We start from the raw sequence: 23,979 nt of genomic DNA, 5'->3' as shown, positions 1-23,979 counted from the left end.
CGCAAACATGCATTGCAATCTGCCTCTCAAAGCATCATATCCCACTCAGCTGATGCATTTCGTGGCTTCTCTCCCAGTGCCACCGCGTTAGCTGTTCCCCTCTGGAGGTTTATTGACCTTCACACCTTTAAAGGGCCCCGATCTTTCGGTGGCCCTCTTTTTTTGCCCAAAATTTAGCCACGCCGGAAACAATAACAATTCACGCCGTCGTGACTTGCATATCGAGAATGGCCAATCCATATATCGCCTAGAAACGATTTATAGTTCGACGAACGACGATGGACAAAGACGAAATCCTGAAGGCGATAGCCCACCCGACACGGATGGAGATCCTGAATTGGCTGAAGAATCCCGAGGATCACTTCTCCTCGCAGGAGCATCCGCTTGAGATGGGCATATGCGCCAGCCAGTTCGAGCGCTGCGGCCTCTCTCAATCGACTGTGTCAGCACATCTCGGGACGTTGAGCCGAGCAGGCCTCGTAACGACAAGGCGCGTTGGCCAATGGATCTTCTACAAGCGCAACGAAGAAACCATCGCGGCTTTCCTCAATCAACTCTCGAAGGATCTGTAGGATGCTGGTTGCCATTGCGATGCGTTGTCCGAGCGCGCTCGTGCTCGGCACCGTGTGTACGAAACCACGACCGGGCAGCACCGCTTGCGGCCTCTGCCGTTGATCGGGCGTGTGGCAACCGCCCTCACCTATCCCTTCGCCGAATGGCAGGCACGTCCGCCTCGGCCGAGTGATCTCCCAGCACTAAGAAAGGACTCCCATGAGCAAGCTTTTCGAACCGACAAACGTTGGCGATATTGCCATCAAGAATCACATTGTGATGGCGCCGCTTACGCGTAACCGATCGCCGGGCGCCGTTCCGAACGACCTCAACGTCGAATACTACCGCCAGCGGTCGGGAGCTGGGCTGATCGTGACTGAGGCAACGGCCATTACGCATCAGGGCCAGGGCTACGCAGACGTTCCCGGTCTCTACTCTAAGGAAGCCATCGACGGCTGGAAGCGAGTGACTGACGCCGTGCATGCGGCGGGCAGCAAGATTGTCGTTCAGATGTGGCACGTCGGCCGTATCTCGCATACGACGCTGCAGCCGAACGGCGGCAAGCCGGTCTCCTCGACGAATACGGCCGCCAAATCCAAGACCTATCTCGTCAATCCGGATGGTACGGGAAGCTTCGCCCCGACCTCTGAGCCGCGTGCCCTCGAAACTTCGGAAATCCCAGGCATTGTCGAAGACTATCGCAAGGCAGCGCGCGCCGCGATCGAAGCTGGTTTCGACGGCGTCGAGATCCACGCCGCAAACGGCTATCTGATTGACCAGTTCCTACGCTCCGGCATCAACGACCGCACGGATCAATATGGCGGCTCGGTCGAAAACCGCGCACGTTTCCTCTTCGAAGTCGTCGACGCCATCACCGCCGAGATCGGCGCTCGCCGCACCGGCATTCGGATTTCACCCGTGACGCCGGCAAACGACTCCTCCGACCCGGATGCACAGTCGATCTTCACCTATGTGGTCGAAGGTCTGGCAAAGTATGATCTCACCTATATCCACGTCGTGGAAGGTGCGACCGGCGGCGATCGCAACTATCAGCAAGGCGACAAGCCCTTCGACTACAAGGCGCTTCGCGACGCCTACGAGAAGGCTGGTGGAAAGGCGAGCTGGATGGTCAATAACGGCTATGACCGTGACATGGCAATCGACGCCGTGGAAAGCGGCCGCGCCGACCTCGTTGCGTTCGGCAAACCGTTCATCTCCAATCCGGACCTCGTCCAGCGCCTCAAGGACAACACGCCGCTCGCGGGCCTTGACCAAGCAACCCTTTATGGCGGCGGCGCGACCGGATACGTCGACTATCCGACGCAAGAGAAGGCGGCCTGAGCCATATCTACCAAGGAGATCCCGCCATCCGGCGGGGTTTTCTTTTTCGAGTGCGTGGTTAGCATGACACCATGTTCGAATCGCATCTCAAGCGCTGGCGACTGACTGTCGACGGTGAACCGATCATCACCCATTCCAGCCACCTGTTGCCCATCCTTTGGGACGACAGGCCCGCGATGCTGAAAATCTCCAGGGACGAGGCAGAGCGCGCGGGAGGCGCCCGCCGCAAGGGTCTACGCGCACGACGGCGAAGCCGTTCTGCTCGAACGCGCGATGGGCCGGCGCTCGCTTCTGGCGATGGCAATGGATGGCGCGGACGATACGGCAACCCGCATCATTTGCAGCACTGTCGCAAAGCTTCACGCGCCACGCGAGCAACCCAAGCCGGAGCTCATTCCGCTGACCCGCTGGTTTCGCGACCTCGCGCCGGCGGCGAGCGTCCATGGCGGCATACTGGTTCAGTGCAATGCGATTGCCGAAACACTGCTGGCAGACCAGGACGATCCCGTCGTCCTGCATGGGGACATTCACCACAGCAACATCCTTGATTTCGAAGAGCACGGCTGGCTGGCGATCGACCCGAAAGGCCTTATCGGCGAACGCGGCTTTGACTACGCCAATATCTTCGCCAACGAAGACCTTCCGACAATAAACGCTCCCGGTCGCCTGCAGAGGCAGCTTGGGATCGTCGCTACCGAGGCTCGCCTCCAGCCGAAACGACTGCTTCAATGGATTGTTGCTTATTCCGGCCTGTCGGCCGCCTGGTTTCTCGGCGATGGATCGACCGTTCAAGCCGAAAGCCCGCTTGCCGTCGCACGCATCGCACTGGCCGAGCTACAGCGCACCTGACATCAAGGACGCCACGAGGCCGAATGCGCGAACTTCAAAACCCGTACTAATGGGCCGCTGGCACCGAAACGCGACCTTCGACCTCCCGGCCGGTCGCCGGCAGGCAACCGAGCGAGACCAACGAGGCACGAACAGCCTCGTCGATTTGTGTATGTGGCTCGCTGCCGAGCTCGGCGACCAATCGGTCGTTCGACATCCGCAACGGCTCCCGCCAGAGGTAACGCATCTCCTTCAACTCGTGCATGAAGGTAACGAAGGGAGCCGCGAGCGGCACCACCCACCAGGGAAAAGCCTGTGTCTTTAGTCGGTGGCCAGCCACCCGTTTGATGGCGTCCACCATCTGATAACCATCGACGTCCCAGAATCCGTCCAGGTGATAAACGGCAAACGATGGCAGGCGGTCACCGCATTCGACGAGACGGACCATCGTTTCCGCGACATCAGGCAGATAAGCCCATTGGTGCCCGATACCTCGCCGCGCCGGATTCTTGACGGTGGTCAGCGGTTTCCCCGGCGTGACCATACCTTGCGAGAACCAGTTGTTTGCCGCCCCGGGTCCAAAGAAATCGCCTGCACGAACGATAATGACCCGCAGACCAGCCCGCGAGGCAATCTCCAGCCGCCTTTCCATTTCGACGCGTATCGCTCCCTTCTTCGTTACGGGATGTTGCGGGCTGTCTTCCCGAAGAACCGGAAAGGCATCCGGTCCGAAATTATAGACTGTGCCCGGCAGAATTACGCGCGCACCGACGGAACGTGCGGCAGCAATGGTGTTGTCGAGCATCGGGAGAACGAGCTTTTCCCAATCGCGGTAACCCGGCGGATTGACCGCGTGAACGATGATGCTGACACCTTTCGCTGCGGTCATGAGATCCTTCGCGTTCATCGCGTCGCCTTGAACCCAATCGAAGTCTGGCGCTTTCACGCGGGCCTTTGCTGCATCCCGGTTCAGCGCCCTCACCTGCCAACCGCGCGCGGCGAGCGTCCGGGCGACTTCGCCTCCGATCCCGCCGGTTGCCCCTAGCACCAAGGCAATCTGCCCACTCTGTTCCGTCATGATGATCTCCGTCTCTTTGAACTGAACCGATCATGCCGCCACTCCCGTCTAAACAAAATTGACTAAAATCGTGGTGTAGCTATACATTAATGTATGAATAGAGACCCGGACTGGCATCTCTATCGAACGCTGCTGGCCGTCCTGGAACACGGATCGCTTTCGGCGGCAGCGCGCGAGCTTGGCCTGACACAGCCGACGGTCGGACGGCACATCGACGCGCTGGAGGAAGCAATCGGCTCGCAGCTCTTCGTCCGCTCGCCGAACGGTCTTTTGCCCACGGACGCGGCCCTTGAATTGAAGCCGTACGCCCAAACGCTCGCGGCGACATCTGCCGCTCTGCTACGAACTGCGTCGGGACATCGGGAGCGGGTTGCCGGTACCGTCCGGATAAGCGCCAGCGAGGTCATCGGTGTCGAGATACTGCCGCCCATACTCGCACCTCTCATAGCGGCGCATCCGGACCTCAACATCGAGCTCTCGGCATCGGACGCCATCGAGGACCTTCTCAATCGGGAGGCGGATATTGCCGTAAGGATGGCAGAACCGGTTCAGGAACAGCTCATCGGACGCCGCATCGGAGAGATACCGCTTGGCTTTCACGCCCATCGACGCTACCTCGATCAACACGGCATGCCCCAGCAGATTGCCGATCTCACCCGCCATCGCCTTGTCGGTTTTGACCGGCAGACCGCCTATATCAGGACCATGATGGCGCGCTTTCCATTGCCGGATGGCCTCGCCTTCGGTTTCAAGAGCGACAATCCACACGCGCAAATCGCAGCAATTCGGGCCGGATTGGGGATCGGAATTTGCCAAATAGGTATTGCGGCACGAGATCCCGATCTGTTGCCAGTCCTGCCGGAGTGTTTCCGGATACCGCTCGACACCTGGGTCGTCATGCATGAAGGAATCAAAACCGCGCGCCGCTACCGCGTCACATTCGACGCGCTGGTAGACGGCCTGACGAAATATGTGAAAGGAACGGCGCGCAAGCACGCAGGATGATCATCGCATCGGCAACGATACAGCATCCTTATGCGCGGGGCGAGGTTTCGCTGGCGTGGCTTTTCCAGGTGCCATCGACAACCTCCGTCTCCGGCCGATCACCACCTTCGGCGTATTCCTCGTGCCATTTCCCCTTGTCGTCCTGCCAGCTGATCTCGGCGGAGTCACCGCCAACCTGCTGTTCGGCCGCAACGATACGGGCTGCTTCGAGCGCTTCGGAGTGTGTCGGGAATGCTTCGGAATAGACACCGCCCAACCGGTAGGCCCAGCCCCCGTCGTGAGGAACGACCTCGTAGACCACCTTGACCATACATCTCACTCCTCTTCTTGTTCGCGCCCGAACACTGACCGGATTGCATCCAGTTCTGCGCGGGCCGCGTTGCAAGAGACGAGTGGGCGCCGCGATATGCTTCCGGCTGACCGATACGTTAGTATTCCATTAAATTCCCAAGACTGCAAACGCACTCCTCCCCGTGCTCGCTTGCCATGCAAAATCATCGCTTTAGACTTGCTGGGTGAATCAAGGTCGGAGCTTTCCGTGGAAATCGTGTCGCGACTGAAAGACGAAATGTTCTTGATGCTGGCAATGGTCGTCGCCGCTGTCGCGTATTTCTCGGAACACACTGTCCTTGAGATGGGGCGCGGCGCAGCGCTGATCGCGGCCTCAGCGCTTGTCGCCACCATCGTCGTTGCCTCCGTTCGCGTCGCCCATCATGCGGAGATTCTGGCAATCAAGGTCGGCGATCCCTACGGCACGATGATTCTGACGCTGTCAGCCGTTGCCGTAGAAGTGATCATCCTTGCGATCATGATGAGTGGCGAAAGCTCCCCCACCCTCGTTCGCGACACGATCTATGCGGCCTTGATGCTCGACATCAACGGCATCCTTGGCCTCGCCGCCCTGCTCGGCGGTTTGAAACACGGAGAACAGCCATATAACGACAATTCGGGCAAGACCTATGGCGTCATGATCCTGACCGCCATGGGCATCTCGATGATCGTCCCGGAATTCGTGCCTACGGATAAATGGCACTATTATTCCGCCTTCACCATCGTCGCGATGATCGCGCTCTACGGCTTATTCCTGCGCATGCAGGTCGGTCAGCACAGCTACTTCTTCAGCTATGCCTATCCTCGCAGCGAGCGGAAGAAATCCGATCCGGCGGAGCACTCGACCGAGGAGTCCACGGCCGCATCTATCGCGACGATCCTGATCGGTGTGGTCATCATTGGCCTGCTTGCGGAGTTCATGTCTGCCTTCATGACGGAAGGCTTGCGGGCTACCAACGCTCCCGTCGCCCTGACCGCCATCGTCGTGGCGGCGATTTCCGCGGCGCCCGAGATCCTGACGGCACTGCGAGCGGCGCTTCGCAACCGCATGCAGGCGACCGTCAACATTGCCATGGGTGCTTCCCTTTCGACTGTCATCCTCACGGTTCCGGTTATGGAGGCGATCGCCCTCTATACCGGCCAACCTTTCATCATGGCCATGACGCCCGTCCAGACGGTCATGGTGGCGATCACGCTGATCGCGGCCGCGATCAACCTCAACGACGGCGAAACCAACGCCATCGAGGGCATGACGCATTTCATCCTCTTTGCAACGTTCCTGATGCTGTCGGCACTCGGTCTCTGACGATCTCACAAACAAATCGTCACGCAGCGGCGCGGATGCTCGGCTCGAATAGAACCGCACGGTCACGCCCGGAATCCTTTGCGGCATAGAGCGCGGCGTCGGCCATTTTGAACAGATCGGTCAGTGAGCACTGGCGTTCCCCGACGGCGGCAACGCCGATGCTCACCGTCAGCGATATCCGTTCGCCACCACATTCCACCGCAAGACCGTGTACGACATTGCACAGGCTCTCCGCCATCGCGAGAGCCTTGCTTGCAGCCGTCTTTGGCAGGTACGCTCCGAACTCTTCTCCACCCAATCGGCCGAAGCTGTCGCCAGGCCGCAGGTTACGACGGATCGCCTTGGCAAACGAGACAAGAACAGCGTCACCGGCATCATGACCGAAGCGGTCGTTTACCTGTTTGAAAAAATCGAGATCCATCAACAACAGCGCATTGCCCTCGAGCGCCGTGCGCGGCATGCGCGACATGAACCAGCGCCTGTTGCCAACGCCCGTGAGCATGTCAGTCTCGGCAGCACACCGCAATTCCGCTTCGGTCCGTTCGGTGACAAGGATGATGACGAACAGCGCAATTGCGAATTGGCACATGATGCGCAAGAAGAAGGCCCATATCGGCGTCATGGGCGCGACGTCGGGAACAAGAAGGCCCACGATCACGAGCAGGGCCAGCAACGCGCCAAGCGCGATTGGGATGGTAAGCAAGAGCCGGACCGGCAATCGCTCGCGTGCACGATCTCGCAATACGCACATCGCGGATGCTGCAAGCGACGCAAATGCAAAGCCGTTGCCGATGGTGCCGCGCATATAACCCACGACATGAAATTGCGTCACGAACGCAAGGACCGCCACAACGGCCGGAATGGCAAGGGCCCACCAGTCCATGCGCTGTTGCTTGCCGCTGCTCAATCCGCGAATGCCGATCCAGAACAATGCGTATCCGGTGACACCCAAGGTAACGCTGCCGAATCCCCAAACAGGAACCGACAGAAGATGTTGTTCTCCCAATCCAGCAAGCGCCGACGCCAAAGCCAGTGAGAAGTAACTCGCGGCAAGCGCTCCCAACCCTTCACCGCTGCGCGACTGAAGACGCATGTAAATGAAGCACAGAGCACCTACCAGGAAAGAACATTGGTGCAGCAGGAGAACGGTCGCCAAGTCGAGATGAATGGTCATGATCCCGAAAACATCAGAGTCAGAGAAGTTGGGCCGACAGATAGGCGACAGTTGTTAGCGAAGATTGAATTGCACGCCTGCAAAAAAGAACCCGCCGTTTCCGACGGGTTTTTTTCAGCAATAGGTAGATCGGAGGCTTACTTGCAGGCGCCGCAGAAGCGCTGAATGCGCTTGCAGGCTTCCTCGAGCAGGGCTTCCGAGGTCGCATAGGAGATGCGGAAGTTCGGGCCGAGGCCGAAGGCCGAGCCATGAACGACGGCAACGCCTTCGCTCTCCAAAAGCTCAGACACGAAGTCTTCGTCCGTCTCGATGACCTTGCCCGACGGCGCGGTCTTCCCGATCAAGCCGGCGCAGGACGGATAAACGTAGAAGGCGCCTTCCGGCGACGGGCATGTGATGCCCTTGGCCTGGTTCAGCATCGATACGACGAGGTCACGGCGGCCTTCGAAGATCTTCTTGTTGGCGGGGATGAAATCCTGCGTGCCGTTCAGCGCTTCGACGGCGGCCCACTGGGCAATCGAGGTTGCGCCGGAGGTCTGCTGGCCCTGGATCATGTCCATCGCCTTGATGAGCTGCAGCGGGCCGGCTGCGTAGCCGATACGCCAGCCGGTCATGGCATAGGCCTTGGAGACGCCGTTCATCGTCAGCGTGCGGTCGTAGAGCTTCGGCTCGACTTCCACAGGCGTGACGAACTTGAAGTCGCCATAGGTCAGATGCTCGTACATGTCGTCGGTCAGCACCCAGACATGCGGATGCTTGAGCAACACGTCCGTCAGCGCCTTCAACTCGTCGTGCGTATAGGCAGCGCCGGACGGGTTGGACGGCGAATTGAAGACGAACCACTTCGTCTTCGGCGTGATCGCCTTGTCGAGATCGGCCGCCTGGAGCTTGAAGTTGTTTTCCTGCGTTGCCGAAACGATGACAGGCGTGCCGCCGCACAGCGATACCATTTCCGGGTAGGACACCCAGTACGGCGCCGGGATGACGACTTCATCGCCCGGGTTCAGCGTCGCCATGAAGGCATTGAAGAGGATCTGCTTGCCGCCGGTACCGACGATCGTCTGCTCCCAGGAGTATTCCAGGCCGTTCTCGCGCTTGAACTTCGCGGCGATCGCCTTGCGCAGCTCAGGTATCCCGGAAACCGGCGTGTACTTCGTCTCGCCGCGGTTGATTGCGTCGATGGCGGCCTTCTTGATATTGTCTGGCGTATCGAAATCCGGCTCGCCGGCGCCGAGGCCAATCACATCGCGTCCTTTTGCTTTCAGCTCGCGCGCTTTCTGGGAAACGGCGATGGTGGCTGAAGGCTTCACACGGGAAAGAGCATCGGCAAGAAAGGCCATGATATCGGTCCTATACGGTTGATTTGGGCAGAAGGCCGGGACCGGAATTCTGCGCTAAGCTCTATGTCCAATGTGAGCAGGCATTTCAAGCGCAAAGGCGTGATGGTGCCAATGATTCTTCGTGATCGGTCGGCTCATGCGATTGGCGATTCGCGACATCGCCCGCTCGGCCCGATGAATCATTTTGCGAAGTACCTGAATCAGTTTCTGAAGAGAGCCCGATTTACGCTCTGAAATCAAAAACTTCGCCTTTTTCGGGCTTTGCCACGAATTGGTCGCAACAAATGCCGCGACATGCCGCAATTCGGTCGCGAGCGCGCCGAGATCGAAGCCGCATTTTGTTTGCATCCGACATTGGTTATTGAGGGCATACCCATGTTTCTGGAAGACGAACTTGTCATAAGGCGCCTTCGCGCCCATCGCGTATCCATCTCATTGCTGGTTGCATTCGTGGCTTTCGCCGCGTCGATCCTTATGACGTTCGGGCTCGTCACGACGGTTTACGCCGAAGAAGTCCAGCAGAAGGTCGAGCAGCTCGCCGGTCTCGTTCGGCCGAACGACGTCAACAGCGGCTCGCTCCTCTTTCCCGCTAGGGAACCCGGTTTCTTCGTCGAGGCACCGCGCCTGAAGACCGATGTGCAGATGGACGTGTCCGGCCCCATCGCCCGCGTCAAGGTCACGCAGCGCTTCCAGAACCCGAGCAAAGGCTGGGTCGAGGGCACTTACGTCTTTCCACTTCCGGAAAACGCCGCGGTAGACGTGCTGAAGATGCAGATCGGCGAGCGCTTCATCGAAGGTCAGATCAAGCCGCGCCAGGAGGCGCGCGAGATCTACGAACAGGCAAAGGTGGAAGGCAAGAAGGCTGCCCTTCTCGAGCAGCAGCGCCCCAACATTTTTACCAACCAGGTCGCCAACATCGGCCCGGGCGAAACGATTGTCGTGCAGATCGAATACCAGCAGGCCGTCCACCAATCCGCCGGCGAGTTCTCGCTGCGCTTCCCGATGGTCGTCGCCCCGCGCTACAATCCCGCGCCGATCGTCCAGACTGTGGAATTCAACAATGGCGCCGGTTTCGCCGTCCCGACCGACCCGGTGGATCATCGCGAGAAGATCGAGGCGCCGGTTCTCGATCCCCGCGAAAACGCCAAGATCAATCCCGTCGCGCTTACCGTCAATCTCAACGCCGGTTTCCCACTCGGCGACGTAAAATCCTCCTTCCACAACGTAGACATCAAGCAGGACGGCGACCAGAACCGCATGATCTCGCTTAAAGGTGAGAGCGTTCCGGCGGATAAGGACTTCGAACTCACCTGGAAGGCCGCGCCGGGCAAAGCGCCAAGCGCCGGCCTTTTCCGTGAGGTCATCAACGGCAAGACCTATCTGCTCGCCTTCGTAACACCGCCGGCAACCCCTGACGCATCCTCGCCTGGAGCCAAGCGCGAAGTCGTCTTCGTCATCGACAATTCCGGCTCCATGTCCGGCCCGTCGATCGAACAGGCCAAGGAAAGCCTGGCGCTTGCCATCTCGAAGCTCAATCCCGACGATCGCTTCAACGTCATCCGCTTCGACGACACGATGACCGACTACTTCAACAGCCTTGTTGCCGCTTCACCCAACAATCGTGAGAAGGCCATTGCCTACGTTCGCGGACTGACCGCCGATGGCGGCACCGAAATGCTGCCGGCACTGCAGGATGCGCTGCGCAACCAGGGTCCTGTCGCAAACGGCGCGCTTCGCCAGGTCGTGTTCCTGACAGACGGCGCAATCGGCGACGAACAGCAGTTGTTTGGCGAAATCAGCCAGAACCGCGGCGACGCTCGCGTCTTCACCGTCGGTATCGGCTCGGCCCCGAACTCCTATTTCATGACCAAGGCCGCCGAGATGGGTCGCGGCACCTTCACCCAGATCGGGTCCGCGGACCAGGTCGCGAGCCGCATGGGAGAGCTTTTCGCGAAGCTGCAAACCCCGGCAATGACCGATATCGCGGCAACCTTCGAAGGTATAAAGGCCGAGGACATCACCCCGAATCCGATGCCTGACCTCTATACGGGCGAGCCGGTCGTCCTGACAGCCGAACTGCCGGAGGAAAAACCCGACGGCAAGCTGCAGATCATAGGCAAGACCGGCCTTCAGCCCTGGCGCGTCGACATGGATATCGCAAATGCCGCCAATGGCCAGGGCATCTCGAAGCTCTGGGCGCGGCGCAAGATCGATGATCTCGAAGCCCGTGCCTACGAACGGGAAGACCGCGCTTCGCTCGACAAGGACATCGAGGCAATAGCGCTCGCCCACCACCTTGTCTCGCGCGTGACCAGCCTCGTCGCAGTCGACGTCACACCGGCGCGTCCGACCGGCGAACCTGTCGGCTCCGCGAAGTTGCCGCTGAACCTGCCCGACGGCTGGAATTTCGAGAAGGTCGTTGGCGAAGAAGCGCTGCCCGCACCTGCCAGCCCGCCCGATCATGCGATGGCAACGCCCCAGCAGGAATTTGCCCAGCTTGCGGCATCGCGTATGGCTGCCGCGCCGACTGCGAAGGCTGCCGGGCTGATCGCGCAGAAGTCTGGATCGGTAAAGCTGCCACAAACTGCAACGCGAGCAGACGAGCAGATCGTCCGCGGCATCTTCATGCTTCTCGCCGCACTGATCGCAGCAAGCGGGCTCGCCATCTGGCGCCGGCGCGTGCGCGGCGTCTTCGCAGGAGCCAAGCAATGACGCCAGTGGGCTCGCGAGCAGGAGTTCGAAACCACGAAGCGGAGGAGTTCGGTCCGCTTCCAACCTATCTCGAGCTCGCCATGGCAACCGCGGCGGCGACTGCTTACGATACGACGACGGGACAGGAAAGCCGCACGCTGTTTCCCCGTCTCTCCATTGTTGAAAAGGCCATTGCCGTGAGCATCGCGGCGCTTGCGCTCTACGGAACGCTGTTGGTCGCCGACGGGCTCTACATCAAGGCCAAAGCGAACCTGTCGCAAGTTCTTCTGAAGAGGGCCTTTGCCGCCGAACTTCGCGGCGAAGACGCCAAGCCGTGGCCCTGGGCGGATTTCACGACCGAAGCGGAGGTGTCCGCACCTCGTCTCGGCAAGCACGCGATTGTCCTTTCGGGCGCCTCCGGAGAGGCGCTGGCCTTCGGCCCTGCCTGGCTCGCCAACACTCCCCAACCCGGCGATGAGGGAACTTCTGTCATCGCCGCCCACCGCGACACCCATTTCCGCTGGCTGAAGGATGTTAAACCCGGTGATGAGATCGAGGTTACGCGTCGTGACGGCAAGGTGCTGACGTTCAAGGCAGGCGAAGGTCGCGTCGTGCCGTGGGACCACAGCGGCATTGATCCGGCAGCGCAAGGTCGCCATCTCATACTCGCGACTTGCTGGCCTTTCGGCGCAACGGAACGCGGCCCGCTGCGCTATATCGTAGAAGCGGAACTCGTTGATCCGCAGCCAACCGCCACCGTGCCATCGACAAACACAAAACCGTTATCCGGGGGCAAATGAGGTTGAAGCAGATGGCCGACGCTCCAGGTTGACCGGGACAGAAATTGGGACGGACCATGACGACACTTGCAAGGCTTCGATACGGGCTCTTTCTCGCAACCGCGGTGTTGGCCGCTGCCCCAAGCCTCTCCGCCGATATCGTCAAGACGAAGACCGTCGAGTTACAGGTCGATACGATTGTGAAGGGGCTCGAGCATCCCTGGGCGGTCGAGGTTCTCCCAGATGGTTCCTACCTCGTCACCGAACGACCGGGGCGGCTGCGGATAATCCGTGACGGCAGGCTCTCGGCTCCCATCGGAGGCGTACCTGATGTCAATGCCCGCGGCCAAGGAGGCCTGATGGACGTCGCGCTCGCGCCTGATTTTGCAACGAGCCGCAAGATATTCCTAACCGCTGCGACTAGCGCCAAGGGCGGCTCCGGAACCGAGGTATTCAGCGCGACGCTGTCAGAGGACGGAACAAAGCTGAACGATGTTAGATCCATCTTCGCGATGAAGCGCTTCACCGGTGGCAATATCCAGTACGGCTCGCGAATCGCCTTCGCCAAGGACGGCTCGCTGTTCATCAGCATCGGCGACCGCGGCGACAGGGAGCGCTCACAGGATTGGAAGGATGACGCCGGCTCCATCATCCACATCAACGCCGATGGCAGCATTCCTGGCGACAACCCCTTCAAGGATGGCGCCAAGGCACTTCCTGAAATATGGTCGAAAGGTCATCGCAATCCACAGGGCATTGCCTTTGATGCCGCCGACGGCAAGCTTTACACGGTAGAGCACGGCGCGCGCGGCGGCGACGAGATCAACCACATAGAGCCCGGCAAAAACTACGGCTGGCCGATTATCACCTATGGCCGTGATTATTCCGGCGCCGAGATCGGCGAAGGAACCGCCAAGGAAGGACTTGAGCAACCCCTTTACTATTGGGACCCGTCCATCGCGCCGGGGGCACTGGCCATATACCACGGCAAGATGTTCCCTGAATGGGATGGCAACTTCCTCGTCGCGGCGCTGAAATTCCAGCTGCTTTCGAGAATGCAGCGCGACGACAGCGGAGCCTTCGTCGCCGAGGAGCGGATATTCGATGGCTCCTATGGCCGCCTGCGCGATGTGATCGTTGCGCCCGATGGCGCGGTGCTGGTCCTCACGGATGAAGACGATGGTGCCTTGCTGAGAGTGTCGCGAGCGCCGGCCAATAATGGCTGATGCGAAGTCTAGAGACCGGCACGCAGTTCCTTTCGGTTCACGAACTTAAGGCCGGACCATGTCTCGTCTATGGCGCAGACTTTGACGTCGACCAGTCCCAAAGGCAGGAAAATCGATCGCAGCACGTCTTCGGTGATTGTCGTCGGCACCCGTGCGGCTTTCTTAGGCCAGGAAATCCATAGCATCCCATCGGGTTTGATAACGCCCGAGAGAACCGGTGCCATGTCCTCTAGGGCCGACCGGCGGGTTTCAAAAACGTGGCCGTAGTCAAAGCGACGCTCGATCATCGATGGCAGAGCAGTCTCGACGGCGGAGAATTGATCAAAGGCTTGAATTTCGGCGATCTCGGGCACAGCGATCAGGAGTGCCGCCTGCCCATCCCTCAGACCCAGCTTTCGTCTCAGCGAACTGCCCGAATACCCCGCCGGCGCACCATCCCCTTGCTGTCGTAGCGCATCCTTTTCGTCCGGCAATGAAACCGCTTTCCTTGTCATCCGTTTTTGCTCTCAGACGCTAGCGCAGTGGCGACATTCTTCACCCTTGCCCAAACGAAAGGCAACTGTTAACGCTCGGCCATACTCTCCCGCTCCCGTATCGAGGACGAAATGACGCGCATTCAGGCGAACCTCCTTCTATTGCTTGCAGCTGCCATCTGGGGCGGTGGCTTTGTCGCGCAGTCGACGGCAATGAAGGCGATCGGTCCGTTCTGGTTCATCGGCCTGCGCTTCATGATCGCGGCTGTGGCGGTCCTGCCGTTCATGCTGTTTGAGGCACGCAAGGCGCCGGTCAAGACCGCTCCGCGCCATCTCAAGCTCTACCTGTTGACCGGCCTTGCGCTATTCGGCGGCGCCACAACCCAACAGATCGGCCTGCAGACGACGACCGTGACGAATTCGAGTTTCATCACCGGGCTCTACGTCGTGATCGTCCCCTTGATCGCCGTCGTCTTCCTTCGCCGCTCCCCGCACTGGATCATCTGGCCGGGTGCAATCATGGCCGTCTCCGGCATCTATTTGCTGTCAGGCGGACAACTCTCGGCACTGACGACCGGCGACTTGCTTACGGTCGTTTGCGCAATCTTCTGGGCCGGACAGATCACCCTGGCGGGCACCACGGTATCGGACACCGGTCGTCCGCTTGCACTCTCGGTCGCCCAGTTTGCCGTGACCGCCGCCTGCGCGCTTGCCGTTGCCATCATCGCGGAACCGATCAGCTGGGAGGCGGTCTTAGCGGCCGCTCCCGAGATCCTTTATGTCGGCCTCTTCTCCTCCGGTGTCGCCTTTTCGCTGCAGATCATCGGCCAGCGCTACACGACTCCATCGCAAGCAGCGATCTTCCTGTCCTCGGAAGCGCTCTTCGGCGCCTCTCTCGGCGCCCTGCTCTTGGGCGAAACCATGCCGCCACTCGGCTACGCCGGCTGCGCGTTGATGTTTACCGCTATGCTTCTGGTTGAAGTCGTGCCCGAAATAGCGCGCCGTCGTGCTTCGGACAGACTGAAACCGAGCCCAAATTTGGGTTGAATGTCCCGAAAAGAAAAAAACTTTAGCTTTTGCGTAGTCGCGCTATTGTTGCATTTTTGGCAAAATCTGCTCCCAAACTATATTGCCAACGATATAAAGCCTTGATCTGCGGCGGCTAACGACCAAATTTTTGCTCAAGACGCGCGAAAAAGCCGCTCAGAGAGGCGTATCTGCACAGAGGCGTTAAAAAACTTTTGCTTGCCAAAACTTAATAATCGCAGCACTCTCACCGTGTTCGGGCATTTTGCGAGCATGGGAAGTCCTTAGGAATGTGCGCGCCGGAGACGCTAATATTCCGGTCAACCGGTTCCAATAAAGCGGGCGTCAGTTCCGCGGGGAATGTGGTTGAGCTAGAGGGGACCTTTTTCTCACATTTCAATGATTGCCTGCTAACGTCTCCGCGAGGAGGCAATATCAGTGATGCTGCCCGTGTGGATGGCGGGCAGAGACAAAAGGACCTGACGCATGGCCGAGACTGGCACTGTAAAATTCTTCAATACCGACAAAGGTTTTGGCTTCATCAAGCCGGACAAGGGCGGGGCGGACATCTTTGTACACATTTCTGCCGTTCAGGCTTCAGGCTTGGCCGGACTGACGGAAAATCAGAAGGTTAGCTTCGACACGGAGCCGGACCGCCGCGGCAAGGGCCCTAAGGCTGTCAACCTGCAGATTGCAGGCTGACCCTCCAGCCAACGTTGTCAATTCGAGTTGAAGCCCGGCAGCGATGCCGGGTTTTGTCATTCAGCCTGCATTCACCTCGCGGCCCTTACCTTGCCATCATCAAGGTGCAGAACCGGAATCGGTTTAAACAGGGAAAGACAAATGAACAGGCTTGCGAAAACGCTCCTAATGACGGCAACCGCTGCAGCCCTCACGGTGTCATCGATCGGCGTTGCATCGGCAGGTGATTGGCACCGCCACCATAGCGACGACGCACTTGTGGGCGGCGCCGTCGGCCTCGCAACGGGCCTGATCGTCGGCTCTGCCATTGCCAGCGCGCCGCGCTATGACGAGCCGCGCTACATCGATCCGCCGGTCTATGAGCCGGAATATGAAGCCGTTCCGGTTTATCGCGCTCCCCCGCCCCGTTACTATCGTCCGGTCGCTGACATCGAGCCCTGGACTCCGCAGTGGGAGCGCTATTGCTCTTATCGCTATCGATCGTTCGATCCGGCCAGCGGCACGTTTATCGGCAATGACGGTCGCAGCCACTTCTGCAACGCCGGCTGATAGCCTGAACGTATGGTCGGGCACGAAGCGCCGCCTTTCAACGGCGCTTTTTTGTTTTTGATGGTCAGATCCCCTGCAGGAAGGGATTGCTGCGTCGCTCATCGCCGATCCGGCTGCCCGGCCCGTGCCCGCAAATGAAGCCGACGTCATCGCCCAGCGGCAGAACCTTATCGCGGATCGAATCGAGCAATTGCTGGTGGTTGCCCCCCGGCAGATCAGTTCGACCAATCGAGCCGTTGAACAGGACGTCGCCCAGATGGGCAAAGTTCTGTGCGCGGTTGAAATAGATAACATGGCCCGGCGCGTGGCCTGGCGTGTGATAGACTTCGAACTCGTGAGTGCCGAAGGAAACCTTGTCGCCATCCTTCAGCCAGCGGTCGGGAACGACATTCTGCATGCCCGGCGGAAGGCCATATTTCTGCGCCTGCGTCTCGACCCGCTGCAACAGGGGAAGATCGTCCTGATGCGGGCCGACGATATCAATACCCAGAGCCTCCTTGAGCTCCTTCGCACCGCCGGCGTGATCAAGATGGCCGTGCGTCAGCCAGATTTCCTTGATGCTGAAACCGTTCGACTTGATGGCCTCTAGGATCGCCGGCACATCCCCGCCTGGATCGACCACGACGCCCTCCTTCGTCTCAGGATCGAAGAGGATCGTGCAGTTCTGCTGGAAGGGTGTCACCGGAATAATACCGGCCTGGAGCATGCCCATGAGTGCCTCGCTTCTCTCTGTTCCGTGTCCCTATAGTCTGAAACGGCGTTGCGCACAGCCCGCGATTTATAAAAGCAAAGGCCGTCAATGCCCCGGCGCCCGGACCTCGGCGCCGGTTCCGTTTGAATTTAACACATTGATACAATCGTTTACCGGCGAGTCTGAGCGCGCTGGAACATCACCATCAACCAAACGTTACCTGCCTGTACAAGACAAGGAGAAACGAGATGACCTTGAAGCGAAATCTGTTCCTGGCTGGCGCGATCGTCGTGGGAAGCGCCGGTCTTGCCCAGGCGGACATGGTTGCCACGGCCATCAACGATCTGAACGTTCGTGCCGGCCCCGGCCCGCAGTATCCTTCCATCGGAATAGCGACGCGCGGCTCGCAGACAATGCTGGACGGCTGCATCCAGGGAAGCCGTTGGTGCCGCGTTGACGTCAATGGCGTCCGTGGCTGGGTCTATGCGCAATATCTGCAGGTTGAACAAGGTGGCAGCAGCGTCATTGTCGAGCAACACCAGGCCGACCTCGGCGTGCCTATCGTCACCTATGAGACGACGGCAAGCATCGCTCCTGACCCCGCTCCAGGGGACGAACTGTTGGGACCTGTTGGCTCTATCGAGGCGATCAGCCCGCCTGAGACCGTCACGACTTATGTTCAAACCAATCCGGCCCGGACCGTCCGCCTCCGTGGTGATGTGGTCGTCGGCGCGTCGGTACCCGACAGCGTGACGTTCCAGGAAATTCCGGACTATCAGTATCGATATGTCCGCATCAACGATCGGCCGGTCCTTGTGGATCCCGGTACCCGTCGCATCGTTTACGTCTACAACTGACTATGGTGGACAGTTGGAAAAAGGCGCCTTCGGGCGCCTTTTCTTTTGACGGCAGCATGGAAAACTTTCACGCGTGGGTTGCCCTCCATTCCACTTTACATTCAATCATGATAAGATACTGCAATTCAGACGATATCCCCTGCTCCCGGTCGGACGTCGGATCGCCTGTAGGGGCTGGCGATCTTCTCGGACCACCCAGCCGGCAGAGGCGTTTTGAGGAAACGCGAAGGAGGGAAATCGTGGAAGCCTTATTGCCCATCATCACGCAGGCGATAGCAGGCGCCGTCGGCGGCAACGTCGCAAGCGGAGCGCTGAAACAGGTTGCAATCAATGCCGTTGCCCGAACGATCGCCGGTGCAATCGGCGGCATCGGCGGCGGCATGCTGCTCAGCATGGTAGGTGGTGAAGCCGCAATGACCGGCCTCATTGCCGACGGTATCGGCGGCTTGATCGGCGGCGGTATCCTGTCGACGATCGTCGGCGCCGTAGCAGCTCGCGCAAGATAAACAGGGCGTCAAGAAAGCGGCCGAGCTCGCAAGGAACCCGGCCGCTCCTGTCAGCGAAGATTACTCGGCTGTCGTGGCTGCCCGAGACACTTCTTCCGTTAATCATTCATCAGCGTTTCGCTGATCGCCCCGGCCTGATTTATGTGGGCTGATTTCCAAAACCGACGTCACTTCGGCCAACCGTCATAGGCGCGCGCCCTCCTCCGAACATCGCACTCGCGTAGTGCAGCCCGTGGGTCAATATGTGGATCTTTGCGTCTTCACGGCACGAACGTGCCGTTGGACCAGATTTCGCCGTCCAATTGGCAAAGGGTCACTGAAGTCACGTCGCACTCCTCCGACGCCCGCACGCCATTGCTGTTGATTGTTGTCCCCGATACGTTTTATCCACTGGCGCAGGGGAAAATTACGCATTGTAGTGAAGTTTGCGAAGTCAGGCCAAATTTCCATTGGAAATGGCGTCCTCTTTCGGCTTCGCAACGCATAGGGAAGCTCGCAACAGCGCAAAGATACGTCACCAATACTGACATATTTTTCGAAAACTTCCCGGAAGGTGCGCAACTAGAAAGGAAATGCCAAATTGGCACGCCAGACGAGCCCGAAGGCGGGCAAGCCCGAACCGCTCAAGATGCCGATGGAAAACACGGAAACCATCGATTTCGAGATCATCGAGCTTCTGTTCTTTTCCTATCGCGACTTCGTTTCCGATCCTGACGCCATTCTTGCGGAGATCGGCTTCGGGCGGGCGCACCACCGCGTCGTTCATTTCGTTAACCGCAACCCGGGCATGACGGTTGCCGATCTGCTGGATACGTTGAAGATTACCAAGCAGAGTCTTGCAAGAGTGCTCAAACAACTCATCGATTCGGGGTATATTCGACAGATAGCGGGGCCTGAAGACAGGCGGCAGCGCAAGCTCTATCCTACCACGATGGGGCGCGAGCTTGCTCTTGCTCTGGCAGAGCCGCAATCGCGCCGTATTGAGAGAGCATTCGACGGGGCTTCCCCGGAGGTACGGGAGGGCATAAAGGCCTTTCTGAGAGGTATGCGAAACAGACCAAACTCGAGAGCGGATTGAATGGCGACAAAGACAGTGATTTCGGACGACGCTGCGCACTTGCTTGTTGTGGATGACGACACGCGTATCCGCGCTCTGCTCAACCGCTATTTGACCGAGAACGGGTTCAGGGTGACGGTAGCCGCGGATGGCGCTGAGGCACAACGCAAGCTCGCCGGCCTGGATTTCGACCTGATCATCATGGACGTGATGATGCCGGGAGATTCGGGGATCGAGGTGACCAAGGGCCTGCGCACAATCAAGAACGTGCCGATCATCATGCTGACAGCGCTTGCGGAATCGGGCAGCCGCATCGCCGGACTGGAAGCTGGCGCAGACGACTATCTGGCAAAACCCTTCGACCCGCGCGAACTCGTGCTGCGCGTCAACAACATCCTGCGCCGCAATGTCTCGAACGATGCGCCGAAGATCGAACAAGTGATGTTCGGACCATATACCTTCTCCCTGACGCGTAAGGAGTTGAAAAAAGCCTCCGAAGTGGTCCGGTTGACGGATCGCGAGCAGGAAATCATGCTGCTGTTCGCCAAGCGCGCTGGCGATACCATTCCGCGACATGAGCTCATCGGTAACGATGTTGATGTCGGCGAGCGCACCATCGATGTGCAGATCAATCGCCTGCGGCGCAAGATCGAGGATGACCCCGCAAATCCGGTCTGGCTGCAGACGGTTCGTGGTATAGGATACCGATTGAGCATCGATTGACAGTCGCAACCGCAGGACCGGCGACCATATGGTGACATTCGACTCTCTTCGGCGCGACGACCGCTCGCCCGCCCGCGGATGGCGATGGATGATACGCAGGCTACGGCTCTATCTGCCGACCGGTCTCTATGTTCGGTCGTTGCTGATTATCATTATCCCGATGGTGCTGTTGCAGTCCGTCGTCGCCGCCGTGTTCATGGAGCGCCATTGGCAGATGGTGACGCAGCGCCTTTCAGCGGCGGTCACGCGCGATATTGCAGCAATCATCCAGATCATCGAGACCTACCCGCAGGATACGGATTACAGCGAAGTCACCCGCATCGCACGCGACCAGATGAACCTGCAGATCTCGATCGAACCGGACGGCGATCTGCCACCGCCGCGCACAAAGCCCTTCTTCTCCATCCTCGACGGAATCCTGAGCGACGAGATCAGCGACCAGGTCAAACGCCCGTTCTGGATCGACACATTGGGCGATTCCAATCTCGTCGAGATTCGCATCAAGCTCGAGGATAAGATCCTTCGCGTGCTGGCAAGGCGCAGCTCGACCTACGCCTCCAACACACACATCTTTATCGTCTGGATGGTCGGCGCCTCGCTGGTGCTGATCGGCATATCAATCCTATTCCTGCGCGGACAGATTCGACCGATCCTTGCGCTGGCGAACGCTGCCGAAAGCTTCGGCAAGGGCCAAAAAGCTGACAATTTTCACCCGCGTGGCGCAGACGAGGTTCGGCGTGCCGGCCTCGCCTTCATTCTGATGCGAGAGCGCATCGAGCGGCAGATCGAGCAGCGCACAGCGATGCTGACCGGTGTCAGCCACGATCTGCGCACGATCCTGACGCGTTTCAAGCTGCAATTGGCGCTCGCCGGCGACAATCCCGACCTGCATGGCCTGAACGACGATGTCAACGATATGCAGTCGATGCTTGAGGCCTACATGGCGTTTGCCCGAGGCGAGGTCGAAGAGGATGTCGGCGACATGAAGCTCAGCGAGCTTTTCGCTCGATTGGAGGCAGACTTCGAGCTTCACGACGGCAAGGCGCTTACCTACTCGATCGAAGGCGACGATGAGATTTTGGTGCGCCCGAACGCCTTCACGCGTCTTGTGACCAACCTCGCCTCCAATGCCCGCCGCTACGCCAACACGCTCGATATCAATGCCAAGCACAGCGCCAAGTGGCTGACGGTAACCTTTGACGACGATGGCCCGGGGATTCCCGAGAAGAACCGCGAGGATGTCTTCAAACCGTTCTTCCGGCTCGACGAAGCACGGAATCTCGATGCCTCCGGCACCGGCCTCGGCTTGGCAATCGCCCGCGACATCGCCCGAAGCCATGGCGGCAACGTCACGCTCGGCGATAGTCCCCTCGGCGGCCTGCGGGCGACCGTCCGCCTACCCGCGTGAGAGCCGATGGCGATCGATATCAATCGAATGACATGGCTGAACCCGCCGCCTCGCTGTGAAGACCGCGACGGCGAGCTGCATGTCTGGTCCGGACACAAAACCGATTTCTGGCAGGGAACTTACTACGGTTTCCATCGCGACGGCGGACATTTCCTGCACCGTCAGCGACAAGGTGACTTCACCGCCGAGGTTTCCTTCTCGGGACGCTACCAGGAACTCTATGACCAGGCGGGCCTCATGGTACGTGCTAACGCAAGGCATTGGATGAAATGCGGGATCGAATATACCGATGGCGCCAGGCATTTCAGCGTCGTCGTGACCAATGGCAATTCCGATTGGTCAGCCTTTCGGATCGACCACGCATTCGAGCGTATGGGCGTGCGGGTGACACGAAACGGCGATGCCCTGTTCATTCAGTACAAGACAAACCGCATGGAAGACTGGCGCATGGCACGCCTTGCATGGTTTGATCCGGCATTTACGGAAATTTCCGTCGGCCCCACGTTCTGCTCGCCGCAACGCGCCGGCTTCGAAGCCGTATTTCACGATTTCTCGCTCACCGATCCGCTGTCGCGCGAAATCCACTGATCACATCAGTTTCTTACCGTTCGGTACCGGTTTGTCGGTTGCCGCAAGAACGATGGCGCCCGCCTCATCCTCGAACCCGAGCGTCAGGACTTCCGAGCGAACCGGGCCGATCTGTCGCGGTGGAAAGTTGACCACGCCGAGAACCTGCCGGCCGACAAGGCTCTCGGGCGTATAGTGAACCGTGATCTGGGCCGACGACTTCTTGAGGCCGATGTCAGGCCCGAAGTCGATCAGCAGCTTGAAGGCCGGCTTACGGGCTTCCGGGAACGGACTTGCCTCGACGATCGTACCGACGCGAATGTCGACACGCTCGAAGTCGGCATAGGTGATTTCGTCGGTCATGGTCTTGATGCCCTCAGCCGGCAAGCTCTTCGGCACGCTTGCGCGCTGCGGCAAGGGCCTTGTCGAAAAGCGGCTGCATCGCATCGTCGGCCATCAGCACGGAAAGCGCCGCAGCCGTCGTGCCGCCCGGTGATGTCACGTTCTGCCGGAGCCGCGAGGCGTCGTCGGGGGACTGGTGCAAAAGCTCACCAGCCCCCGCGACTGTTTCCCGTGCAAGGCGCATGGCAAGGTCCGCCTGCAAGCCAAGTTTACGGCCTGCCTCTGCCATACACTCGACGAGATAGAACACATAAGCCGGCCCACTTCCCGACAGGGCGGTGACGGCATCGATATCCGCTTCGGTGGGAACCCATTCCACCGGACCGGATACGCGCAACAGAGAATCGACTTGCCCTCGCTGCGCATCCGTGACGCGCGCATTAGCAAACGCGCCCGTGACGCCTCGACCGACCATGGCCGGCGTATTCGGCATGGCGCGCACCATCGCAGCCTCGCCGAGATGCTTTTCAAGGAACGACAGCGTCTTGCCTGCAGCGACCGAAACAACGACGGTTTCCGGCCCTACCGTTCCCTTGACCGGAGGTAGCACGGCATCCATCACTTGCGGCTTGACCGCAAGGAAAAGAACGCCTGCCGTTAGCCCAGCGGGCGCCGAGGTAACATGGGTCACGCCGGCATCGTTGATCGTTTTCATCATCTGCTCGGAGGGACCGGGATCGATGACAACGATAGAAGAACCGGGCATGCCATTCTTCAGCCAGCCGGAGAGCATAGCGCCCCCCATATTGCCGGCACCGATGAGAACGACTGGACCTGAAGCTGCGGATGACATTTACGCCTCGCCGACGGTTTCGAACAGAACCGCTTCCATCGCGCGGTTCGCATCCATGCCGGACCAGATCACGAACTGGAAAGCCTGATAATACGCCTCGCAGGTGTCCAGCGCACTAGCGAGCAGAACTTCGACCTGTCGATTGGTCGGCTCGGCACCTCCGGCAAGCAGCAGCGACTGCCGGAAGATAATGACATCTTCCTGGCGCCACAGATCAAAGTGTCCCATCAGGACCTGACCGTTGATTGCGGCCAAAAGCTTGGTGACTTCGTTGACACGCTGTTCGGGAACCTTGACGTCGAAGGCGCAGCCAAGGTGCAGCGCCTCAAACTCTTCCATCCAGGAAAAGGAAACGTGGTAGTCGGTCCACTTCCCTTCAACCGTCATCGCAATCTCGTCATCGCCCGACCGCTCGAAAGACCAGTCGTTATTGGCGGCGACGTACTCGATCATATCGACCGGGTTCGACTGACGCTCGACTTCCAATTCCATGAGGCTCATGCAGCACCTTCTTGACCGGAGTGAATGCGAACCAACTTCGTCAACGAGACACAAGGAGAACACACGCAACAGCC

At 59.4% G+C, this 23,979-nt stretch carries 26 protein-coding genes and 2 pseudogenes; 17 read left to right on the top strand and 11 right to left on the bottom strand.

Annotation, left to right across the window (positions count from 1 at the left end; all coding sequences use genetic code 11):
- Positions 1–278 precede the first annotated feature (278 nt).
- The 3 genes and pseudogenes from ATY80_RS27035 (at position 279) to ATY80_RS27025 (ending at position 2,742) form a co-directional block, all read left to right on the top strand.
- Positions 279–572 (top strand): metalloregulator ArsR/SmtB family transcription factor, encoded by a 294-nt coding sequence (locus tag ATY80_RS27035; RefSeq protein ID WP_088695360.1) that lies wholly within the window; start codon positions 279–281, stop codon positions 570–572.
- Between the two features lie 199 nt (positions 573–771).
- A complete protein-coding gene (locus ATY80_RS27030) occupies positions 772–1,893 on the top strand; it encodes an alkene reductase (protein ID WP_088695359.1) in 1,122 nt (373 codons plus the stop codon).
- 71 nt (positions 1,894–1,964) lie between these two features.
- Positions 1,965–2,742, top strand: a pseudogene (locus tag ATY80_RS27025) (aminoglycoside phosphotransferase family protein).
- A 46-nt stretch (positions 2,743–2,788) separates the two neighbouring features.
- Here the strand turns inward: ATY80_RS27025 and ATY80_RS27020 are convergent.
- A complete protein-coding gene (locus ATY80_RS27020) occupies positions 2,789–3,799 on the bottom strand; it encodes an NAD(P)H-binding protein (RefSeq protein ID WP_088695358.1) in 1,011 nt (336 codons plus the stop codon).
- Positions 3,800–3,892: 93 nt separating this feature from the next.
- On the opposite strand from ATY80_RS27020, the gene ATY80_RS27015 reads away from it, so the two are divergent.
- Positions 3,893–4,804 (top strand): LysR family transcriptional regulator, encoded by a 912-nt coding sequence (locus ATY80_RS27015; protein ID WP_088695357.1) that lies wholly within the window; start codon positions 3,893–3,895, stop codon positions 4,802–4,804.
- 28 nt (positions 4,805–4,832) lie between these two features.
- On the opposite strand, the gene ATY80_RS27010 is transcribed toward ATY80_RS27015, so the two are convergent.
- Entirely contained in the window at positions 4,833–5,114 is a 282-nt protein-coding gene (locus tag ATY80_RS27010) for a DUF2188 domain-containing protein (protein ID WP_088695356.1), read from the bottom strand.
- A gap of 228 nt (positions 5,115–5,342) precedes the next feature.
- On the opposite strand from ATY80_RS27010, the gene ATY80_RS27005 reads away from it, so the two are divergent.
- Positions 5,343–6,440 carry a calcium:proton antiporter gene (locus ATY80_RS27005; RefSeq protein WP_088695355.1) on the top strand — a complete coding sequence of 366 codons (1,098 nt, stop codon included), beginning with the start codon at positions 5,343–5,345 and terminating at the stop codon, positions 6,438–6,440.
- 19 nt (positions 6,441–6,459) lie between these two features.
- Here the strand turns inward: ATY80_RS27005 and ATY80_RS27000 are convergent, their stop codons facing one another.
- The 3 genes from ATY80_RS27000 to ATY80_RS26990 form a co-directional block, all read right to left on the bottom strand.
- Complete coding sequence (locus ATY80_RS27000; RefSeq protein WP_088695354.1) at positions 6,460–7,614, bottom strand: GGDEF domain-containing protein; 1,155 nt, start codon at positions 7,612–7,614, stop codon at positions 6,460–6,462.
- A gap of 137 nt (positions 7,615–7,751) precedes the next feature.
- Positions 7,752–8,954: a pyridoxal phosphate-dependent aminotransferase gene (locus ATY80_RS26995; RefSeq protein ID WP_088695353.1), complete on the bottom strand. Its 1,203-nt coding sequence runs from the start codon at positions 8,952–8,954 to the stop codon at positions 7,752–7,754.
- A gap of 54 nt (positions 8,955–9,008) precedes the next feature.
- Positions 9,009–9,374 (bottom strand): hypothetical protein, encoded by a 366-nt coding sequence (locus tag ATY80_RS26990; RefSeq protein ID WP_141105594.1) that lies wholly within the window; start codon positions 9,372–9,374, stop codon positions 9,009–9,011.
- Here ATY80_RS26990 and ATY80_RS26985 point away from each other — a divergent pair.
- From ATY80_RS26985 to ATY80_RS26975, 3 genes are read left to right on the top strand one after another with little or no spacing between them, the layout of a single operon-like run.
- The gene (locus tag ATY80_RS26985) at positions 9,330–11,666 is read left to right on the top strand and encodes a marine proteobacterial sortase target protein (protein ID WP_088695351.1); all 2,337 of its coding nucleotides are present in this window, start codon (positions 9,330–9,332) and stop codon (positions 11,664–11,666) included. The genes ATY80_RS26990 and ATY80_RS26985 overlap by 45 nt on opposite strands.
- Positions 11,663–12,445 (top strand): class GN sortase, encoded by a 783-nt coding sequence (locus ATY80_RS26980; RefSeq protein ID WP_088695350.1) that lies wholly within the window; start codon positions 11,663–11,665, stop codon positions 12,443–12,445. The genes ATY80_RS26985 and ATY80_RS26980 overlap by 4 nt, the downstream gene beginning before the upstream one ends.
- A 56-nt stretch (positions 12,446–12,501) precedes the next feature.
- The gene (locus ATY80_RS26975) at positions 12,502–13,650 is read left to right on the top strand and encodes a PQQ-dependent sugar dehydrogenase (RefSeq protein WP_088695349.1); all 1,149 of its coding nucleotides are present in this window, start codon (positions 12,502–12,504) and stop codon (positions 13,648–13,650) included.
- A gap of 8 nt (positions 13,651–13,658) precedes the next feature.
- Here the strand turns inward: ATY80_RS26975 and ATY80_RS26970 are convergent, their stop codons facing one another.
- Complete coding sequence (locus ATY80_RS26970) at positions 13,659–14,144, bottom strand: DUF3052 domain-containing protein (RefSeq protein WP_245306935.1); 486 nt, start codon at positions 14,142–14,144, stop codon at positions 13,659–13,661.
- Between the two features lie 111 nt (positions 14,145–14,255).
- Between ATY80_RS26970 and ATY80_RS26965 the strand changes: the two genes are divergently transcribed.
- The 3 genes from ATY80_RS26965 to ATY80_RS26955 all read left to right on the top strand — a co-directional run bounded on the left by ATY80_RS26965 (position 14,256) and on the right by ATY80_RS26955 (position 16,400).
- On the top strand, positions 14,256–15,170 hold the full coding sequence (locus ATY80_RS26965; RefSeq protein WP_088695348.1) for a DMT family transporter: 915 nt from the start codon (positions 14,256–14,258) through the stop codon (positions 15,168–15,170).
- A 465-nt stretch (positions 15,171–15,635) separates the two neighbouring features.
- Positions 15,636–15,851, top strand: coding sequence for a cold-shock protein (locus ATY80_RS26960; RefSeq protein ID WP_007534130.1), 216 nt, complete (start codon positions 15,636–15,638; stop codon positions 15,849–15,851).
- Between the two features lie 141 nt (positions 15,852–15,992).
- Positions 15,993–16,400 carry a BA14K family protein gene (locus ATY80_RS26955; RefSeq protein ID WP_088695347.1) on the top strand — a complete coding sequence of 136 codons (408 nt, stop codon included), beginning with the start codon at positions 15,993–15,995 and terminating at the stop codon, positions 16,398–16,400.
- 64 nt (positions 16,401–16,464) lie between these two features.
- Here the strand turns inward: ATY80_RS26955 and ATY80_RS26950 are convergent, their stop codons facing one another.
- A complete protein-coding gene (locus ATY80_RS26950; protein WP_088695346.1) occupies positions 16,465–17,112 on the bottom strand; it encodes an MBL fold metallo-hydrolase in 648 nt (215 codons plus the stop codon).
- Positions 17,113–17,339: 227 nt separating this feature from the next.
- Here ATY80_RS26950 and ATY80_RS26945 point away from each other — a divergent pair, with 227 nt between their 5' ends.
- Positions 17,340–17,948: a DUF1236 domain-containing protein gene (locus tag ATY80_RS26945; protein WP_088695345.1), complete on the top strand. Its 609-nt coding sequence runs from the start codon at positions 17,340–17,342 to the stop codon at positions 17,946–17,948.
- Between the two features lie 239 nt (positions 17,949–18,187).
- Complete coding sequence (locus tag ATY80_RS26940; protein ID WP_037132788.1) at positions 18,188–18,454, top strand: hypothetical protein; 267 nt, start codon at positions 18,188–18,190, stop codon at positions 18,452–18,454.
- Between the two features lie 190 nt (positions 18,455–18,644).
- On the opposite strand, the pseudogene ATY80_RS29865 reads toward ATY80_RS26940, so the two are convergent.
- Positions 18,645–18,780, bottom strand: a pseudogene (locus ATY80_RS29865) (branched-chain amino acid aminotransferase); the annotation flags it as partial.
- A 254-nt stretch (positions 18,781–19,034) separates the two neighbouring features.
- Between ATY80_RS29865 and ATY80_RS26935 the strand changes: the two are divergent.
- The 4 genes from ATY80_RS26935 to ATY80_RS26920 are packed head-to-tail and all read left to right on the top strand — an operon-like array spanning position 19,035 to position 22,230.
- Positions 19,035–19,532: a MarR family transcriptional regulator gene (locus tag ATY80_RS26935; protein WP_088695344.1), complete on the top strand. Its 498-nt coding sequence runs from the start codon at positions 19,035–19,037 to the stop codon at positions 19,530–19,532.
- Entirely contained in the window at positions 19,533–20,234 is a 702-nt protein-coding gene (locus tag ATY80_RS26930) for a response regulator transcription factor (RefSeq protein ID WP_025581889.1), read from the top strand.
- Positions 20,235–20,262: 28 nt separating this feature from the next.
- Positions 20,263–21,642 carry an ATP-binding protein gene (locus tag ATY80_RS26925; RefSeq protein WP_088695343.1) on the top strand — a complete coding sequence of 460 codons (1,380 nt, stop codon included), beginning with the start codon at positions 20,263–20,265 and terminating at the stop codon, positions 21,640–21,642.
- Positions 21,643–21,648: 6 nt separating this feature from the next.
- Entirely contained in the window at positions 21,649–22,230 is a 582-nt protein-coding gene (locus tag ATY80_RS26920) for a DUF1349 domain-containing protein (protein ID WP_088695342.1), read from the top strand.
- Here ATY80_RS26920 and ATY80_RS26915 read toward each other — a convergent pair whose 3' ends face one another.
- Genes ATY80_RS26915 through ATY80_RS26905 form a run of 3 tightly spaced genes read right to left on the bottom strand, consistent with a single transcriptional unit; the run spans position 22,231 to position 23,905 of the window.
- On the bottom strand, positions 22,231–22,572 hold the full coding sequence (locus ATY80_RS26915) for a tRNA-binding protein (protein WP_088695418.1): 342 nt from the start codon (positions 22,570–22,572) through the stop codon (positions 22,231–22,233).
- Between the two features lie 13 nt (positions 22,573–22,585).
- Positions 22,586–23,404 (bottom strand): pyrroline-5-carboxylate reductase, encoded by an 819-nt coding sequence (gene proC, locus ATY80_RS26910; protein WP_088695341.1) that lies wholly within the window; start codon positions 23,402–23,404, stop codon positions 22,586–22,588.
- On the bottom strand, positions 23,405–23,905 hold the full coding sequence (locus tag ATY80_RS26905; RefSeq protein WP_007789996.1) for a YbjN domain-containing protein: 501 nt from the start codon (positions 23,903–23,905) through the stop codon (positions 23,405–23,407).
- Positions 23,906–23,979: the final 74 nt, after the last annotated feature.

Origin of the sequence: Rhizobium sp. R711, from assembly GCF_002211365.1 — a bacterium.
Lineage (GTDB): Bacteria > Pseudomonadota > Alphaproteobacteria > Rhizobiales > Rhizobiaceae > Rhizobium.
The sequence above is the reverse complement of the archived record's forward strand: the minus strand, read 5'-3'. Positions and strand labels throughout refer to the sequence as shown.